A 17,760-nucleotide genomic window follows, 5' to 3' on the forward strand; every position below is an offset into this window, starting at 1 on the left:
CTGGCATGATCTTAAATGAATTGATTCCCGTGTTGCAGATCGCCGTTGGCCCGGCAATTCTGATTTCTGGCGACGGGCTGCTGCTGCTGACGATGACCAATCGTTTGGGCCGAGTCATCGACCGTTCACGGCAACTGGTCTCGATCATGAAGCACGCCGAGAACGAGGAGCGAAACAACGGCGAAGCACAGTTGAAGATTCTGTTGCACCGCGGGCGCTTGTTACGCTCAGCAATTTTCATGGCGGCCACCAGTGCGTTGCTCGCGGCGCTGCTGATTATCTTGGTCTTCCTGAGCGTGTTGATGAAGTGGGAAATCGGCTGGCTGCTCAGCATCATCTTCATGGGCAGCATGCTGGGAATCATCGGCTCGCTCGTGTCGTTCCTGCGCGACGTGAACGTGACGTTGCACGCGCTGGCGATTGAGACGCGGCACCCCAGTTAAGCATTAGCCAAGTGCGTGCTTTCCCGCGGAAAATACTCCGCGACGATCGCGCGAAATTCTGCCGTAGTTTTCATCGTCGCCACGTGCTTGCGGAATTCGCGCGCTCCGCGGCGGCCTTGGGCATAGCAGCAGGCGAACTTACGCATCAGCATCGTGCCTCGCTCGTCGCCGAAGCGTTCGCACACGAGTTCAAAATGGTGTAACAGAAGCTGCCGCTCTTCTTCGAGCGTCGGCTCGGGGGGAATCGGCTCGCCACGAATCGCCGCGGCGGCTTGTCCGAACAGCCACGGTTTGGCGAGCGATGCCCGGGCGATCATCACGCCGTCGACGCTGTAACGCCGGAAGGCATCGACCACTTTCTGCGGCGTGTCGAGATCGCCGTTGCCGATGAGCGGAATCCGTTTCAAATGGGGTTTGATCGAGGCGATGCGATCCCAATCGGCCGAGCCGGTGAACATGTCTTGCGCGGTCCGGCCATGCACGGTCAATGCCGCGGCGCCGGCTCCTTCGACGACTTGCGCAATGTCGATGGCGTTGATTGTGTCGCGGGTGCAGCCGAGTCGGATCTTGGCAGTGACCGGCGTGGGAGCACAGGCCGCGACGACTTGCTCGATGATTTGACCCATCCGTTCGGGTTGGCTCAACAAATAAGAGCCGCTGTGAGCTTTTTGTGTGACGTTACGCACGGGGCAGCCGAAGTTGATATCGACAACGCTCACGCCGTATTCATCGCCAGCGAGCCGAGCACCCACTTTGGCCAGTGTTTCGGGTTCATTATCCCAAATCTGCACAGCAAGCGGCCGCGACTCCTCGGCGACGCCCCACAAGCGGTCGGGGTGCTCGGCTTCTTGCTCATCAAGCCAAACAAAGCCGCGGGCATTCACCATCTCGGTAGCCAACAAGCCGGCCCCGCCGAATTCGCGAACGATCTGCCGAAAGGCATAGTTGGTGAACCCCGCCATGGGGGCCTGCAAGATCGGCGGATCAATCAGCAGCGGGCCGATGTAAAACGGTTTGGCGAGGGGCGCGACGGCGAGTGGGGATTCGGTGAGCGACATGACTCGCTATTCTACGCGAAAATAAGAAGTTGTCGCAGTCCGCTAAGCCGCGCTTCGGCTATTTTTTGGGCACCGTGGCTTGGGTTTCCTTGGAAGTATCTTGGGAAATGAATTTCAATCGCACGCCGACGTAGTGTGCGCCGCTGGGGTGATCGGGGGGCTCTTCGACGAGCACCAGATCCTCGCCTTGTTTCTCCCAGATCAAATGTTGGTAGCGTTTGTCCTCGGGCTCGACCATCACGAGTCGGTCTTCTTCCCAGCGATAGCGGCCATCGAGATTTCCACTGCCGTAGAGCATGAGCTCGTCCTTGGGCATCGAGAGAATCGTCACCGCCCGCTGGGCCCCCGCGGGGAAGTTGATTTGCCACGTGCCGTGATAGGGACCAGGGGCAGCTTTCTTAGGCACGGCGGCTTCGCGCTGAAGGATCGTGGCTTGGCCATCGAACATCTGCAACTTCAACTCGCTAAAAATCACCGTGCTCCCCCACACGTTAATGATGAAGCGATCGTCGGTGGGAGGACTTCCCTTTATGCTCAAACCACGATGAATGTCGCTTTGTAAGCCGGTCCAATCGATGACAGTTTCATGATTATCCGTCACGCGAATCGAAACATTCGTCCCTGCCAGACGCACACCGATCACGACGTTGTGTTCAAACCCTGGATGAAAGCGATACTCGGGATTGTACGTTGGATTGGCCATATCATAGGGCATTAAACCCATCACTCCACCCACGCCATTGATGGATTGCAAATGATCCATGCCCAACACGACCATACCCCGACCCGCGCCGAAGGGAAGTTGAAAACCGACGGCTCGATTAGGCGCACCGGCGCGAACCTCAAATCGGGCCGAGAGTTCATAAGAGCCATCAATCAGGATTGGCACGACGAGGCTTTTCGCGCCCAAATCGCGTTGCTCTCGCCAGATGTCACCGCGGGGGTCGCGGCGCCAGATCCCGGAGATCGCATCCCGCTCGACGTCGACCAACGATATGAGGTCGACGGAACCTTTGGCCACCGTGATTGTGTCACCAGCTGATGAGTTGCGAGCTTGTGGAATTGATCCAAAACCATGATCTCTCAACACAATCCTACGCTTCTCCTCATCATACTCTCGCACTGCTGTACTTGGTATTCTCAGTATTCTCAAGGAAATCATTGCTAGCAGCAAGCACCCCACGAGACTCACCACAAGGAGAGCAATCTTTTGTGAGGTCAGATATCTGCGCTGACGAACTATATCGTTCGACAAGTGCATACGATCTTGAACGGTTGCCAACCGTGCGCGGAGCAAGTCGCGTTGCGAACGCAGATTCTGTAGCTGAGCATTGATTTCAGACAAGCGCTGGCGGATTTGTTGCGATTGCCGGCGCTGCTCGACGAGTTGGCTCTCCAAATATTCAAGATTCGTTTCCCGTTCGGCAATGGAAATTTCCGATTCGGCAATGGGCGTGTTCCCCTGTTGCTGCCGCAATTCGGCCAGGCTTTCTTGCTCGAGCGCGATTTGATCGGTGAGCGCGCGTTCGACGGCGTAAGCCTCTTCGGCGAGGGCGGCGAGTTGTTGGCGGCGGTGCTGAAAGACGGCTAGCCCCCCATCGACCAACTGCTGCGTGTTCTGCAAATTCTTGAGCGATTCGGGGGCGTGCAGATTGAAGAACGCTCGCAATCGCGTTTGCCATGCAGGCTGCTCGAACGCACTCGGATAGTTTTCGATGGCAGAAGACGGGCTCGCCGGTTCCGCAGGAAGATAAATCACCGACCTGGGGCGGTTGTTCGCCGCCGCGTTTTGGGAAAGCGACTGGCCCGCTTGCACGCGGTTGAAATCAGCGAGCAATTCGCCAGCCGTTTGATAGCGGGCGTTGGGATCTTTAAGCAGCAAGCGATGGACGATCTGCGCCACGTCGGCTGGCACGCTGGGAATGATCTCGGTGAGCGGCGGCGGAATTTCGTACGCATGCTGAAAGATCATCGAGGTGGGGCTGTCGGCCTGGAACGGCAATCGCCCACTGAGCATTTGATAGAGCAAGACTCCGACCGAATAGAGATCGCTGCGGCCATCGACCGGTTGCCCACGGCCTTGCTCCGGCGATAGGTAATCCACGGTTCCCATCACAACGCCGGTGGCCGTTTGTTGCAATTCACTGGAGAGCGATTTGACCAAACCAAAATCGGCAAGCAGGGCTTTGCCCGAAAGGTGATCGATCAGAATGTTGCCCGGCTTGATATCGCGATGGACGAGACCTTGTTCATGCGCGTGCGCGAGGCCTGCAACGACTTGCGAAATCAACTGAATGGCCGATTGTGAGGGCAATTTGCCATTCGCCTTCAATAACTCGGTGAGCGAACCCCCGGCGATGTATTGCATCGCGAAATAGTGATGCCCTTGCTCTTCGCCGATTTGATAGATGGGCACGATATGGGGGTGAACAAGTTTTGCCACCGCGCGGGCTTCGGAAGTGAAACGGTCGACAAAAGCTTGCTGACGTGCTAATTCGCGGGGCAACACTTTGAGCGCGACGGTCCGCTCAAGCCGTTCGTCGTACCCGCGGTAAACGTCGCCCATGCCGCCTGCACCGATTTTGGCGTCGATGCGATAGGGCCCGAGGCATTTAAAGGGGACTTCTGATTGCGTTGGCTGATGGCCAAAGGCGGGCGTGTCGTGATGGACATCGATGCCAGTGCCGCGTGGGGGAGTTTCGCTATTGGCCGTATTGGACTTTGCTACGTTTGCGAGTGCGGCTTGTATTTCTTGGCCATTGGTGAAACGCCGTGAGGGATCGTAGCCTAAGGCGCCGTCAATCAACTCACGAAACTCCGCGGGTACTTTGGCGGCTACTTGCGGGCTCGTGAGGTAGGCTTCGACCCATTCGCCGGTGAGCCATTGCAGCGCGAGTTGGCCGATTTGAAACGCGTCGATGCGGCGGGGATCGCAGTGAATGCCGGCTCGCCGGAGTACGGATTCAGCTTGCTTGATGTCCGCAGGAACGAGCAGTGTGGTCGCGGATTCAAATTCCGGCGGAACAGAGGCCCAAGGACCTGCGCATTCAATGGCGATTTCCTGGGGCGGGGATAACGTGGCCTGAAAGTTTGGGCCTACGGAAACGTTTTCGGCGTTGATTGCGCGATGCAGTTGGCCATTGGCGTGCAGCTTGGCGACTTGCTCGCAGAGTTGGCTCAACAACGCGAGGAATTGGGTTCGCCGGGCGGGCGAGTCGATTGAATCCGTCAGGTTGTTACGTGAGAGTTGCGGCATGTCGCGACAAGTTAGCAGGGGATTTTCGGGCGGATCACTAAGTTCATGTCCGTTGGCAAGACAATTCGTAAAGCAAAGATGGAAATCTCAGAAGAACTTTTCATGCAACGCTTGCTAGAATAGTGTAGCTGGTGGTGCTACTAATTTCCCCCTCCCCTAGCCCCTCCCCGGAGTACAGGGGAAGGGGATATATTTTCTACCATGAGTTTTCCCCAAACACGGCATACGCTGATTCTGCGACTCGTTGACGGTCAAAGTGAACGCGACTGGCAGGAATTTCTGACCGACTATTGGGGGCCGATCTGCCGATTTGCTTTGCGGCGGGGTACGGCGACGCTGGCCACGGCCGAGGACTTGGCTTCGCAATGCTTCGAGGTCGTCATTCGCAATAAGTTGCTCGAGCGGTGGGTGAGCAGCCGACAAGCCAAGCTCCGCACGCTGTTGTGCAGTGTTGTTTGTAAACTGCAAGCGAACGAATTTCGCGCGACGCGCAAGAAAGGGGAATTCGAGCGGGCGCTGGCCGAGGAATTGCTGCACACACGGCCGACGAGTTCGGCGGATGTCGACACGGCCTTCTTTGCCGCGTGGGCTGAGGAACTGTTGCAACAAACGCTGCGCACGATAGCACGCGAATATCATGCGGCTGGCAAGGGAAACTATTTCCGCGTGCTTTATGGCCGGATTTGCGAAGAGTTGTCGATTGCGGAAACCGCCACGGCACTGGGCATCAGCAGCAGCGACGTCGACAACTACTACCGCCATGCTCGCAAGCGGCTGAACGAGCAACTAGAGGCGGCGGTCCGCTCGCACGTGGTTCGCTATTGTGATGCAGCAGAGGTTGAGCAGGAATTTGCGGCGGAGTGGAATCGGCTGGGGGAATATCTGCACGATCACGGCGGACTGGAGCAGGCGATTCGCGAGGGGCAGGAATTTGTGGAGCGCGATTCGTTGGAAGCTCATAAGTCAACGCGGATTCGGGAGACGCTGACGAAGCTGCCGCTGGATTCTTTGCGGAAATAGTTTATCTGAACTATCCGTGGATCGCGTTGCGATCCGGCTATTGGGCTGTCAGAAAAATTATTTACGAGTTTTCCAATTTCCTGACATGAAGGTTGGTAGAGGCGTTGCCAGAGCGTGTTGTTCGGCCGCCAAGCCAACAATTTGTGTGCAGGAAACGATCATGGGAATCTTCAAACGTATCAGCGATATTCTTTCGGCCAATTTCAATGAGCTCGTCGACGGATTTGAGAATCCCGAAAAGCTGTTGAAGCAAGCGATTCGCGAAATGGAAGAATCGATCGCCAAGGCGACCGAGGAAACGGCCAAAGCCCTGGCCAGCGAAAAAATCACGGCCAAGGCTCTCAAAACCAACCAAGTGCAAACCGCGCAATGGCTGGAGAGGGCGGAACAAGCGGTCCAGGCAGGCGATGATGAATTGGCTCGCAAGGCGATCAAACGGAAGCAAGAGCACGAAAAACTTGTGGCGGCGCTCGAAGATCAACTCACTGCCTCGCAAGAAGCAGCTCAAGCCTTAAAGCGGCAACTTGAAGCGATGAAGGCGAAGCTCACCGAAGCGAAACGAAGCTTGGCAAATCTGTCGGTCCGGCATCGCGCGGCTGCGTTTCGCAAGAAGATGCAAACCGTCGATTTGGGTGCTCCTTCGGAACTCGATCAACATGCGTTCGCGAAGTTTGAGCGCCTGCGGAATCGCGTGGAACAAGCCGAGGCTGAGGCCGAAGCGATGTCGGAATTACAATCGGCGACGCGCACGGTTGAATTGGGGGAGTGCTGCGAGCCGGAAGCGAATATCGATGTCGATGCGGAGTTGATGGCGCTGAAGCAACGGAATGCTAAGCCGCAAGCGAGTTAGCTTTTCGGAACCAAGATCGAGCGTTCGGAGCCGTTGGTGGGAACGCCTTGCCAGCCGCTGACGCTGGGTGTCTGTGGCGCAACGCTTGATGAATCGTTGAGTCCTTCCACGGCGTTCGCGCGTTGCACTTCGGTGTCGAACGTGCTTGCCGGGGAACTGCCTGTGCGGATCAGCATCGCCACGAGACGGTCCGTATCGAGTGTGCCGGGGGTGGCGACTTCGGTATAGCGGACGATGCCGAGGTTGTATTCCTTGACCGCGCCGACAAACATCCGCCGCCGGGCGGAGAACAGTTCAAAGGCCATCAACAGATCGCTGCCATCGGATTGCGGGCTGCGGGCATCGCTCACCTGAAACATCCACTTGCGGGCATCGGCGATTTCGAGCGTGCGCGTCGATAAGTCGGTATAAGCCCGCGGCAAGAGTTCATTCAGCTGCTGAGCAAGCTGCGAAGGGCGATTCTGGAAAATTTCGGCATAGCGGGTTTCGTAGGCATCGGAAAAAGGGGCATCGCTTGGCAACGGCATGAAGCCGAAGGTCACATTTCCCATCATCGCGGCCAAATTTTCTTGAGCCACGCGGGCTCGGTCGCGAGCAAGTTGCACACGGTTTTCGGCGGTCTGTTTGGCAAGCTCCCATTCAGGGCCCGGTTGTGTGATCGCCTGTTCGAGCGCCACGAGCTTGGTGCGGTCGTCGAGCGCAAGGTAATAATTCGCGATGGCTTGAGACAACTCCCAGTAGGCGATCACGCGCTGCGTTTGCTCGTTGCGTGAGAGTGAATTATTCACCGCTTGGGCCAAGGTAATGGGCGTGCCCTTGAGTTGTTCCCCCAACGGGGGCTCCAAAAAACTCGCGAGCAGCTTGGCGGGGTCGGTTTCGCTGGAGGGTGGTGCCGTCTCTGTTGTGGCGGGAGTCCGCGGAGGCTGCGTGGCGGGTGGGGTGGTGGCTCCAAAAGCAGGAGCGCTGCTTCCGGGAGTTGTGGTCGGAGAATCGATGACAGGGGACTCTTCGGAACTGAGCGGATTGGAATCGGGAGGTGTCGATAGTGGCTGGGCCGTGGCATCGATCTCGTCGAACAGATTGCTCGTGACATCGGTCGAATCGTCAGCAGGTGCATCGCTCGGGGGAGTTTCGGTCGTGGCCTCCGCAGGGGTTTCCTCGGCGGGCGGTGGGGACAAATCGGGATAGCGATCGCCGATTTGGGCAGCCAGAAACACAACCAATAGCATGAGCGTGGATTGCATCGCTTGAAACTCCTGTGGCGATTTAGGCAAGATTCGCGGCGGGCCGATTTGCAGACAGGGCATCCCTGCCAAGGGAAGTCTAGCTTGCCATGAGGGGTGGGAAACGTCAATCCTCGGCCAGCGAGCCGGGGCGTCCACGCCCCCGAAATATGCGGATTCTGCGGGCTCGGGACGAGCCGGCTCGCGAATATCAGTCCAATTCTTCGAGCCAGACGCGGAGCTCGTTTTCGTATTCGCTGGCCAAATCGCCGATCACGAGGGTACGCTGGAACTCGGCCAACCCGCCGCTGCCGGTGTCGGCATCTTCGGCACTGCCAAACCGCAACACGGGATCGGGGGAAGTGAGCCGCCGGCAAATGCTCATAAGCAAATCGCTGTCGGCCACGTCCTCGGGCAAGATGCGCTCAAGTCGTTGCGGCAGAGTCCACTTGGCTTCGAGCAGTTCGCCCAAATTGCGTAAGCCAGCAAACAGCGGCCGACCTGCCAAAACCTCGATCAACACATAACCGAGGCTCGCCAAGTCAGCGCGCGGTGTGAATTCGTTCCGCTCGAGCATTTCGGGCGCAGCATATTGCGGCGTGCAGGTGCGCTGCTCGGGCATGTTGTCGAGCTGTAACGCGGAACCGATGTCCACGATCTTCGGATGGCCCGTGCGCTTGACCATGATGTTCGACGGCTTCAAGTCGCCGTGGACAATTCGCTCGCGGTGCAGTGCGGCCAAGGCGGCGAGGCAGGCACGAATAATCGCAACCGCCACGCCCGGTTTCAAGCGGGGCCGCACGGGGCCAGCGGTGACGATCACGTCGTTAATATATTTCCAACGGCGATTGCTCACACGTTGTTGCACGCGGGAAAACATTGCGGGGGTGAGCAAATTGTCGAGGTCGTAGCCGTCGACCCATTCCATTTCCATTACGCGAATGCGGCGGCGTTCGGTGAAATTCTGAACGTCGAGCAAGTTGTCGTGCTGAATCTTGGCAACGCAGCTCGCGACTTGTGCGATTCGTTCCATCGCTAGGTCGTAACTTTGCTGGCAGGAAAAACGCTCCGGCGAAAAAACTTTCAACGCGACAGGGAGCGTAAAACCGTCGGAGCCGCGTCGGTCGGTGAGATACACCACGCCTTGGCCACCCGTTCCCAGCAACCTACGAAAGCGCAAATGCTCTGTCCAACCGATGTATTGCGTGTTGAGCAGATGCTCGTAGCGCTGATACAGCTCGTTGGGACAGCGGCGGGATTGCTCGCCATCGAAAGTGATCGTCCGCGTTCCTTGCAGGATCGTTGTCGAAGGATTCATCCGTTACCTGGGTGCATGGGATAGGAGAGTCGAGAGCTCAAGATGTGCATCAAATAAGTCATGCCGACCAGGGGGCGGGCAAGGTTGGTTGCTAACTGCCAGGCCAAAACCGATAGATTCGAGGCCCGATAATTTATCTTAGTCAGGATCAGAGGCGAAGAAAATGATACTGCGCGCGTTTGCGGAGAGTCCAGATCGCAAATTTGGCCACATTTTCAGCGAAAACATGCGGGTTGTACGATTTTCAGACAGTTCACGGGGAAACAGGATCGTGCCCGTGCCTGGGAAAGCCGAGGTGCTTGACTACGCGGTTGAAGAGCTACCCCGCCAGGGCGAACTCCAGCCCGAACTGATTTTGGAGCAGGACGAGGTCCAAGGCATCGACCTCAAGATCGCCGTTGAAGTCTCCGGCTAGATTCTGATTCGCTTCGTAATCGTCCCAAAGCTCTTCGTCGAGCGCGTCCACGCGGCCGTCGTTGTTCAGGTCGGTGAGAAAATCTATCGACACGATGAGCGTCTCGAAAAAGTTGTTGATCACGTCGCCGAAGTCGGAATTGTTGATAACTCCATCGCCGTTGAAATCGCCTTCGATCCATGTGCCCGTATCGAAAAAGTGATTGATGACGGCGCCGAAATCCGTGTTGTTGACCACTAAATTCTGATCTGCATCGCCCGGATAGAGCGTAAACAGAAAATTAAAATCTCCACCCGCCGTGCCGTTGCCCGAGGGGAACGTGCTGATCGCCGCGTCGGTGAAGATCGTTGTGGTCGTGGGGACGAACATGCGGGCTGGGTTGGTCCATTCGCCGTCGAGAGCGTTGTTGTCGGCGTCGACAATCGTGTCCGCTAGCGACAGCAGATAGTAGTCCCCCTTGCGGTTGGCGGGGACCAACGGCGTGGCGAACTCCCAGGTCGCGGTGAAGTCATTCGTGGCGTCGGGCGCGGTAAACGTCGCAGCGGCCACGTCGGGGGCATGCCCGCGCAAGACTCCGACCAAGCGCAGATCGCTCTTTGCGACGGTCACCGCTTCGCTGAACTGGATTTGAAGGATCGTGGGATCGCCCACGGGAACGGTCATCAGCTGCCCGCCGTCGCCGTCCACGGTGTTGAAATGATACTCGGTGGGGGTGCCGTCGGTTTCTTTGAGAATGACGTTCAAAACGCTGGGAGGGAGCAAGCGATTGGCCATCGCAAAGACATCGAGACGCGAGTACCAGGCGTTGGTCGGTGTGACGTTATTGTCTTCGTCATCGCCGTCGTAGATCGCAACGCCAGTTTCTTGGAAGAGCTCGATAAGATCTTCGCGGTTGAGGCGGCTGCCGGTAGCGTAAACATTCATCTGTTGGGCTATTGCTATAGCTGCCGCGACGTGTGGCGCAGCCATGCTGGTGCCATGTGCATCATAGTAGATGCCTGACAGGCCGCTACTATTAATGAAAGCCCCAGGTGCAAATATATGAACTAAATCTTCATGACGCTGAGAGAAGCCAGCGATCCGATCAGGAGCAACTCTGTACTCCTTCGCACCACCAACATCTACGCCTCCAGGATAAAATGGGACTTGAGCTACAAAGGTTGTATCCCATGTCGCTCCAACTGAAATCGCACTAGCATCTGCTGCAGGATAAGATACACCGGGTCCACTAACACTTGGAGGTGCAGGTTGTTGTTGAACATCATGAAATTGTGCATAAGAGTTTCCTGCTGCCACTGAAATGCCAATGTTCATTGAACTTATGGCTACCATTTCATCGGCGAAGCCGTAGGGATTGACCTGAGTATTATAGTTTTTCCCATCGACAATCGACATATTCACAGCAGCAATATTATAAGTTGATGCGTTTGCGAAAACCCACTGCAAAGCCGCTTGAACATCGTTAAAATCTCCCGTGCCATCATCACCAAACACCTTAAGAATGATAAGACTCGCTCCTGGCGCGGCACCGGCTACAATTCCCGCCACATGGGTGCCATGCCCATACGCGAAGTATGAATTGTGTGTATCCGATGCGTCAGCATCATTTTCCGCAAAGTCATATTGATAAACGATCCGGTCTGCGATCCCGTTAGTGGCGGGGCCAAAAATTGGATGGTCCAAATCGGCCCCTGAGTCTAAGATGGCAATTGAGTAGCCTGTTCCATCAAAACGTGAATAACTCGAATTCTCGTAGTACGCATCCACACCAATCAACGGATAGGATTCAGCGCGGGCAGGGTACATGGGGGCATTTGTGGTCGCGGTTGTGATTTGGCTTGCTAGTTGTTGAACCACAGGAATCTGATCCTGTGATAACCAGGATGGCAGATTGAATTCTTCGCCGAGCATCGTAGCGGTTGCCGACAGCATTGATCGATCTTCAAGACGCTCAATGCGCAAAATTCGAGAGAAAGATGTTTTCTTTGGGCCAAATCCGTTCATGACAAAATTCTCCGGCTGCAAGAACGATGCGCAAATAAAGGCCCCAGAAATGTGAGCAGCAATATCCCACTCGGTTCTGGGATGAATTTGCCATACTGTAAGTGGTCAAATGTCAGCGCAATGTGGGGCACCCCTTCAAACGACCGTCGATACTGCTGGACCTTGATCGAAAAAATTCCTAGTGGATTCAGAAAGCCCATAAATATGTCGTCGTTCGGATCGAATGATTGTGAAATGATTCCTTCGATGTCAAAGGTGGTCGTTTCATACTGACCTGTCTCGAATTCATAGGCTTCAACGGTAATTTGTCCTGCGGCTCCATTACTACCAGTCATCACAATGCCAACGGCAGTAGGAAAATTACCTGAAGGCATAAGATCAAAGGTCCATAATGCTTCCACCGTGCACGAGTTGCCAATACAGGCACCAAGACCGGAAGCTCGAACAGAATGACCTCCAACATCAAGGCCATCTACTATTCCATCATCTGCATCAACAGAGTTTCCTAATATCGGATCAGTCGAGCTTGGATAGCCGGGAGAGAAAAGCAAACCTGGACTCAGCACATCGTCTTCAAAGTCCTCCAAAAAGAACGTCGTGCCGAGACCACTCATATTGAACGGGCTATCCGCCGCGCTGCGGTATGGCGTTGGTCCTAAGAACGTGAAAGCAGCGTACGAAACGCTGCTTCTCGTCGTTAAAAGTAGCCCCAAGCACAGAATGAATCGAACAACGTTCATGAGAATCTCCTCATTCACGAAAAATTAGGCCCAGCAATACCCACGTCCAGGGTAACATGATAGAGCCAGAGAGGCTAGCAGAAAGGCACTGGGTTCGGGCACGTGCAAGCCGTACCGGAGATGATCGAAACTAGGATTTGAAGTTGTCGTCCCCGGTATAGGTCGTCTCAACTGTTCAAAAGTGACGGAGTACATTCCAAACGGGTTCGTGATGCCAATGAACCAGTCATCACTGGCGTCAAAAGCTCGGGAGATAATTCCCTCGAAATCGAATGTCACAAACTCGTATCCATTCTCCCCAAAGCCAATAACGGATACCGTACCTTGAGAGCCACTATTGGCAGTTAGAACAAAACCTATTGCTGTTGGATACTTACCAAATGCCGAATTATTGAAATTCCACTGCGTGTACACAGTACAGTTCGGGCCACTACAGGCGTCCGGGGGAAAAGCCAAGACAGATTGACCTCCGGAATCAAGTCCATCAAGAACCCCATCATCGGCATCGACAGAATTATCTGATATAGGGAATATCGAACCAGGAAACCCGCTTTCGAGACCCGGCGTCAGCACATCGTCCTCAAAGTCCTCCAGAAAGAACGTCGTGCCAAGCCCGCTAAGATTGAACGGACTATCCGCCGCGCTGCGATAGGGAGTCGGACCAAGAAACGTGAAAGCAGCATGGGAGACGCTGCTGCCCGCTAATAGCAATCCCAAGCAGAGAAGGAATCGAACAACGTTCATGAGACGGTCCTCATTCACAAAAAACTAGGCCTAGCATACCCACGTCCAAAATAACACACACAGCCAGCAAGGCTAGTAGAAAATTGCTGGGGTTTCGGCAGGCCTAAAGTTCGGCCAAATCTATCGAGGTTGTGTATAGCCGGCAAGAATACTGACTGAAGTGATGATGTAATCCCGCTGGCCTACGCATATGTGCAGAGCAGATATTCGTATCGAGAAGAAAGCTCACGACGGCTCGTCCCGAAAAGTTGCAGATTGGCGCATTTCCTCCAGTTGCTGCAGTACGTCATCCACTCCTTCAACATTGGCCCAAGCACCAGCCGTGCGCAAAAAAGCTTGCTCATCCTTCGTTGAGTTTTCTGTTTCCGTATTTGCCTGTGGAAGCATAACAACAACATTAGATTGTTCGGGAAGTTGAACCGGCTGTAACGGGTGAAAGACACCGTCTCGATAGATGGCTGGTATGCCGATCATAGAAATTGTCTCCCGATTCAACGGAATGGACGAAATCGCCAACTTTATTGTCGCAGGTAAAGCATTCCGTGACAACAATAAACAGCGCCTTAAGGACTGAACAAAATCGCCCCGTGCTCGGGGAATCCCAACTGCTTATCCACGCGGTTGATGAGAGTTTCGCCAGCTTGCCAGCGGCGAGAGTTTTCCAAAAACAAGCGTGTCATGTCGTCGATGCGACTTTTACGTTGGCCGCCGACGTGCGGGGTGATGATGAGGTTGGGAATCTCCCACAACGGACTATCCGTGGGGAGTGGCTCTTCTTCGGTGACATCGACCGCCGCGCCCCAGAGGTGGCCGGATGTGAGAACCTTGGCTAGATCGCTTTCAACGATCAACGGCCCGCGAGCCATGTTGACGATCACAGCTTCTTTGGGCAGTAGTCGCAACCGACGTTCGTCGATCATGCCGCGGGTGAAATCGTTGAGCGGGGCGGCGAGGATGAGAATATCGCAGCGCGGTAAAATCTCATCGAGCGCATCGGCGGGATGAAGTTCATCGACTTCAGTGGGTTTGTTCTCGGGATACCAATCGGTCGCGAGAATGGTTGTCTCGAACGGCTTGAGGACGCGGGCCAACACGCGGCCGTTGCCCCCCATGCCGACGATGCCGATGGTCGCGCCGTGCAGATCGCGGGTCGGGCGGCGGATAAATTCCCGCGCATCTTTGGCGCGAAAAAACGTCGGCAGGTTACGAAGCATTCCGGCCAGCAGCGCCAGCGTGTGATCGGCCACCTGTTTGGCGAGTACGCCCGAAGCGCTTGTCACAGGGATTTCAGAATTAATGACCGACGGCACGAGGCAGTGATCCATCCCCGCGGCAGAAGATTGAATCCACTGGAGCTGCCCGGCAGCGACCACTTCATCCCATGGCACCGGCACTTTGGCGTGTCCACAATAGATGTCGGCCGTTGGAAGCTCCTCGGCGATGCGTTCCTGTCCCGCGTCGATAATTTCGCTGCCAGGCCAAGCCGTGCGAATTTGGGCGAGGTGGCGATCTTCTACCGGGTAGCAAAGGACAATACGCATGGGAAAAATCGGGGTAAGTTGTCGAGTTTACGGAACTTTCGAGCCCGCCAGGCACTGGAGAATTCTGCAATTGTGGCCTAAAATGAGTTACTTAGGCATGTAAGAAAATCGTTCGTTATCTTGTCGCCAGCCGTCCTGCTTTTCAGATATCCCACCTAACACTCTATATCCATCCCTCCGTCATTCGACGGACCGCTGACCGAGGTTTCCGATTGTGAGCGAAAACTCCACCGTTGAGAAGAACAGTTGTACGCCGACGGGCGTGAGTTGCTGCGTTTGGTCGGCGATTGTCGCGCTGGTGTTTCTGCGGCTGTGCATCGGCTGGCACTTTTTCAGCGAAGGAATCAAGAAGGTCGAGCACGACACGAGCCGGGGTGAGTGGAAGATGGTCTTCTCGGCGGAAGGATTTTTGAACGGAGCCAAGGGGCCGCTGGCCCCATTTTTTCAGAACCAAGCCCCCACAACCCACAAGTGGCGCGACAACTTGGTGGTCGCCAAGCAGCTTGATCCTGCGAAGAGTGCTAAGCTCTCGGGCTGGGTGGCCAGCTACGTAAAGCGCCGGCAGGGGGAACTCAAGAACGGTAAGCCGACCGACGCCCAGTTCGCGGATTTTTCACCCGCGGCAACATGGGGCGAGCAAATTCGCGCTGATTGGCAGGACACGCTCAAACGGTTCAAACAGATCAAATCGCTCAGCAAGGAACAACTCGAAAAGGCCGACGCAGCGTTCAAAAAGCACGAGCGTTATCTGGCCGATTTTTTGGCCGAAGAAGCCCTGGCCATTGAGGCCTATCAGCATGAAATCTGGCGGTTAGAAACAGCCAAACAAACGCCCGCTTTCGACGAAGTGCCGTTTGAAATCGCCCGGGTGAGCGACCAGCAAGCCACGGTCGAGCGGACCCCCGGCAAGTGGGTGGCACAGGCAAAATCGCTCGATGAGGGTTTTGCCGACGAACTCCGCGGGATTTTGACCGTACCAGAACAGGACTCGCCGCTAGCTAACCAGGTTGACGCGGCGGTTGCCAATCCCGAAGTGACGCGACTCAATCGCATGAACGTGCTGATCACGTGCGTCGTGACGGGGGTGGGCATTTGCTTGATGTTGGGACTTTTCACGCGCGTGGCCGCGGTGGTCGGCGCTTTATTTTTGTTGTCCGTGATGGCTTCGCAACCCCCGTGGGTCGCGGGAGCCAACGCGATGTTTTTCTACTATCAATTGGTCGAATTCGCGGCCCTCATCTATCTCGCGGCCATCGGCGCGGGGCAGTGGGCGGGCCTCGACTTTATTATCCAGGGACTGTGGAGCAGACGCCAAGTCACTCCAAAAAGCAGTGCCCAGGGAGTTAACGCATGAATCTCACCCCCGAAGAAAAAGCCGTCGGTAAGCAAAACTTTCAAGAAGCGACCGGCTACAACCTGAACGCCAATCGTCGCGACTTCCTCAAGGGGGCCTTGGTCGGTGGCGCCGTGACCGGTGCGTCGCTGGGGGCCATGTATTTTGGCTACGGCTCGATCAAGAACGACCGCTTGCGGGTGGGAATCATCGGCACGGGGGATGAAGGGGGCGTGCTGATCGGCGCGCTCAATCCGGAATTTATCGACGTCGTGGCTATCGCCGACATTCGGCCGTACAACATCCACCGTGCATTCTATGGTGACCTTTCGAGTCCCGGCACCGCTAAGGCCCGCCCGGGCTTATGCAGTGTTTATGGTTGGAAGGATCAAGCCGAGGGCGAGAAGAACGTCAAGATTTATTGCCAAGAGAAAGGCCAAACTTACGACGAACTGATCAACGATCCCAACGTCGAAGCCGTGATCATCGCCTTGCCGTTGTGGTTGCACGACGTGGCGGCGATCAAGGCGATGCGGGCCGGCAAGCACGTGTTGACCGAGAAGCTGATGGCTCATAGCGTGCGCCAATGCAAAGAGATGGGCCGCGTCGCGAAGGAAACCGGCAAGATACTCGCCACCGGTCATCAGCGGCATTACAGCATTCTGTACGCCAACGCGGTCGATCAGATTTCCAGCGGTCTGTTGGGCGATGTCCATCACATTCGCGCCCAATGGCATCGCGACAACCTGCCGGGCAACGACAGTTGGCAACCAGCGTTGCCGACGAATGTTTTGACGCCCAGCGAATTTGCCGAAATGGAGCGCGCGGCCAAGGCATCGGGTGGCGATGCGGCACTCGCCACTTTGCGGAACGAATACAAATTGCTGCGTGAGCTTCATGCTTGGACCAAGCAGCGCGACCAAAGCACGGGTACCGCCGCGGAGGAATGGGCCCTAAAAGTCGCGCAGAAGCGTCAGCAACTCGAAGACGCACAAGTGGATGCCGCCGCTTATGGTTACGAAAGCCGGATGCTCACCGAGCTCAACCGCGAGCGGACTCCGCTCGAGGAATTGATCCGCTGGCGTTTGTGGGACCGCACGGGCGGCGGCTTGATGGCGGAATTGGGCAGCCATCAACTCGATGCCGCGAGCATTTTCATCAGCGCCCAGAATCCGGCCCATGAAAAGGTGTTGCCGCTCAGCGTCACAGGCAACGGCAGCCGCTCGTTATTCCCCGCCGACCGCGACGTCGACGACCACGTTTACACGATCTTTGAATACCCAGCCAAGGGTTATTACAAGGAAGGTTTCAAAGGCGAAGTGGCCGACCCCAGCAAGAAAACGATCGTCACTTACTCGTCGATCAACGGCAACGGTTATGGTGGTTACGGCGAAGTTGTGCTTGGCACGAAGGGAACGCTGATCTTAGATCGTGAAACCGAAGCGATGCTGTTCAAGAAATCTGACACAGCCACGAAGATTTCCATCACGAATGCCAAGGGTGGCGCAGCGATGGATACCTACGAAACAGGTGGTGGACAAGCCGCGGTCGCCGAAGCGGCGCTGCCCAAGGATGTCAGCCGTGGCTACAAGGAAGAGATCGAACACTGGGCCTGGTGCATTCGCAACCCCGACCCCGCCAATCAGCCCAAATGCCCGCCCAAGGTGGCACTCGCCGACGCGGTGATCGCACTCACCTCGAACATCGCGATGAAGCAAAACCAACGTATCGACTTCAAGCCGGAATGGTTTGATATCGACAGCGACGAAACACCCGAAGGCCAAAAGCCCCGAAAGTTGAGTGAGTTGGTGTAGA

General features: G+C 55.9%; 14 protein-coding genes. 5 read left to right on the forward strand and 9 right to left on the reverse strand.

Annotation, left to right across the window (positions count from 1 at the left end):
- The first annotated feature begins 5 nt into the window (after nucleotides 1–5).
- Nucleotides 6–443, forward strand: coding sequence for a DUF2721 domain-containing protein (locus AC6T8Q_RS12030; protein ID WP_500679308.1), 438 nt, complete (start codon nucleotides 6–8; stop codon nucleotides 441–443).
- Here the strand turns inward: AC6T8Q_RS12030 and dusB are convergent.
- On the reverse strand, nucleotides 440–1,501 hold the full coding sequence (gene dusB / locus AC6T8Q_RS12035; RefSeq protein ID WP_500679309.1) for a tRNA dihydrouridine synthase DusB: 1,062 nt from the start codon (nucleotides 1,499–1,501) through the stop codon (nucleotides 440–442). The two genes, AC6T8Q_RS12030 and dusB, sit on opposite strands and share 4 nt — an antisense overlap.
- A gap of 58 nt (nucleotides 1,502–1,559) precedes the next feature.
- Nucleotides 1,560–4,757 (reverse strand): serine/threonine-protein kinase, encoded by a 3,198-nt coding sequence (locus tag AC6T8Q_RS12040; protein WP_500679310.1) that lies wholly within the window; start codon nucleotides 4,755–4,757, stop codon nucleotides 1,560–1,562.
- Between the two features lie 201 nt (nucleotides 4,758–4,958).
- Here AC6T8Q_RS12040 and AC6T8Q_RS12045 point away from each other — a divergent pair, with 201 nt between their 5' ends.
- Nucleotides 4,959–5,777, forward strand: a complete 819-nt coding sequence (locus AC6T8Q_RS12045; RefSeq protein WP_500679311.1) for an RNA polymerase sigma factor — start codon at nucleotides 4,959–4,961, stop codon at nucleotides 5,775–5,777.
- A 160-nt stretch (nucleotides 5,778–5,937) separates the two neighbouring features.
- Complete coding sequence (locus AC6T8Q_RS12050; protein WP_500679312.1) at nucleotides 5,938–6,627, forward strand: PspA/IM30 family protein; 690 nt, start codon at nucleotides 5,938–5,940, stop codon at nucleotides 6,625–6,627.
- Here AC6T8Q_RS12050 and AC6T8Q_RS12055 read toward each other — a convergent pair.
- From AC6T8Q_RS12055 to AC6T8Q_RS12085, 7 genes are all read right to left on the reverse strand, one after another.
- On the reverse strand, nucleotides 6,624–7,871 hold the full coding sequence (locus AC6T8Q_RS12055; protein WP_500679313.1) for a hypothetical protein: 1,248 nt from the start codon (nucleotides 7,869–7,871) through the stop codon (nucleotides 6,624–6,626). The two genes, AC6T8Q_RS12050 and AC6T8Q_RS12055, sit on opposite strands and share 4 nt — an antisense overlap.
- 190 nt (nucleotides 7,872–8,061) lie before the next feature.
- Nucleotides 8,062–9,168: a serine/threonine-protein kinase gene (locus AC6T8Q_RS12060; protein WP_500679314.1), complete on the reverse strand. Its 1,107-nt coding sequence runs from the start codon at nucleotides 9,166–9,168 to the stop codon at nucleotides 8,062–8,064.
- A gap of 319 nt (nucleotides 9,169–9,487) precedes the next feature.
- Nucleotides 9,488–11,515, reverse strand: a complete 2,028-nt coding sequence (locus AC6T8Q_RS12065) for a S8 family serine peptidase (RefSeq protein WP_500679315.1) — start codon at nucleotides 11,513–11,515, stop codon at nucleotides 9,488–9,490.
- A 68-nt stretch (nucleotides 11,516–11,583) separates the two neighbouring features.
- A complete protein-coding gene (locus AC6T8Q_RS12070) occupies nucleotides 11,584–12,327 on the reverse strand; it encodes a hypothetical protein (protein ID WP_500679316.1) in 744 nt (247 codons plus the stop codon).
- Between the two features lie 24 nt (nucleotides 12,328–12,351).
- The gene (locus AC6T8Q_RS12075; protein WP_500679317.1) at nucleotides 12,352–13,071 is read right to left on the reverse strand and encodes a hypothetical protein; all 720 of its coding nucleotides are present in this window, start codon (nucleotides 13,069–13,071) and stop codon (nucleotides 12,352–12,354) included.
- 225 nt (nucleotides 13,072–13,296) lie between these two features.
- On the reverse strand, nucleotides 13,297–13,545 hold the full coding sequence (locus tag AC6T8Q_RS12080; RefSeq protein ID WP_500679318.1) for an antitoxin family protein: 249 nt from the start codon (nucleotides 13,543–13,545) through the stop codon (nucleotides 13,297–13,299).
- A gap of 89 nt (nucleotides 13,546–13,634) precedes the next feature.
- Nucleotides 13,635–14,612 (reverse strand): D-2-hydroxyacid dehydrogenase, encoded by a 978-nt coding sequence (locus AC6T8Q_RS12085; protein ID WP_500679319.1) that lies wholly within the window; start codon nucleotides 14,610–14,612, stop codon nucleotides 13,635–13,637.
- A 214-nt stretch (nucleotides 14,613–14,826) separates the two neighbouring features.
- Here AC6T8Q_RS12085 and AC6T8Q_RS12090 point away from each other — a divergent pair, with 214 nt between their 5' ends.
- Together AC6T8Q_RS12090 and AC6T8Q_RS12095 are read left to right on the forward strand one after the other, a co-directional pair.
- A complete protein-coding gene (locus AC6T8Q_RS12090; RefSeq protein ID WP_500679320.1) occupies nucleotides 14,827–15,966 on the forward strand; it encodes a DoxX family protein in 1,140 nt (379 codons plus the stop codon).
- Entirely contained in the window at nucleotides 15,963–17,759 is a 1,797-nt protein-coding gene (locus tag AC6T8Q_RS12095) for a Gfo/Idh/MocA family protein (RefSeq protein ID WP_500679321.1), read from the forward strand. The genes AC6T8Q_RS12090 and AC6T8Q_RS12095 overlap by 4 nt, the downstream gene beginning before the upstream one ends.
- Nucleotide 17,760 lies beyond the last annotated feature (1 nt).

The sequence above is a fragment of the Bythopirellula sp. genome, from assembly GCF_041737835.1.
Lineage (GTDB): Bacteria > Planctomycetota > Planctomycetia > Pirellulales > Lacipirellulaceae > Bythopirellula.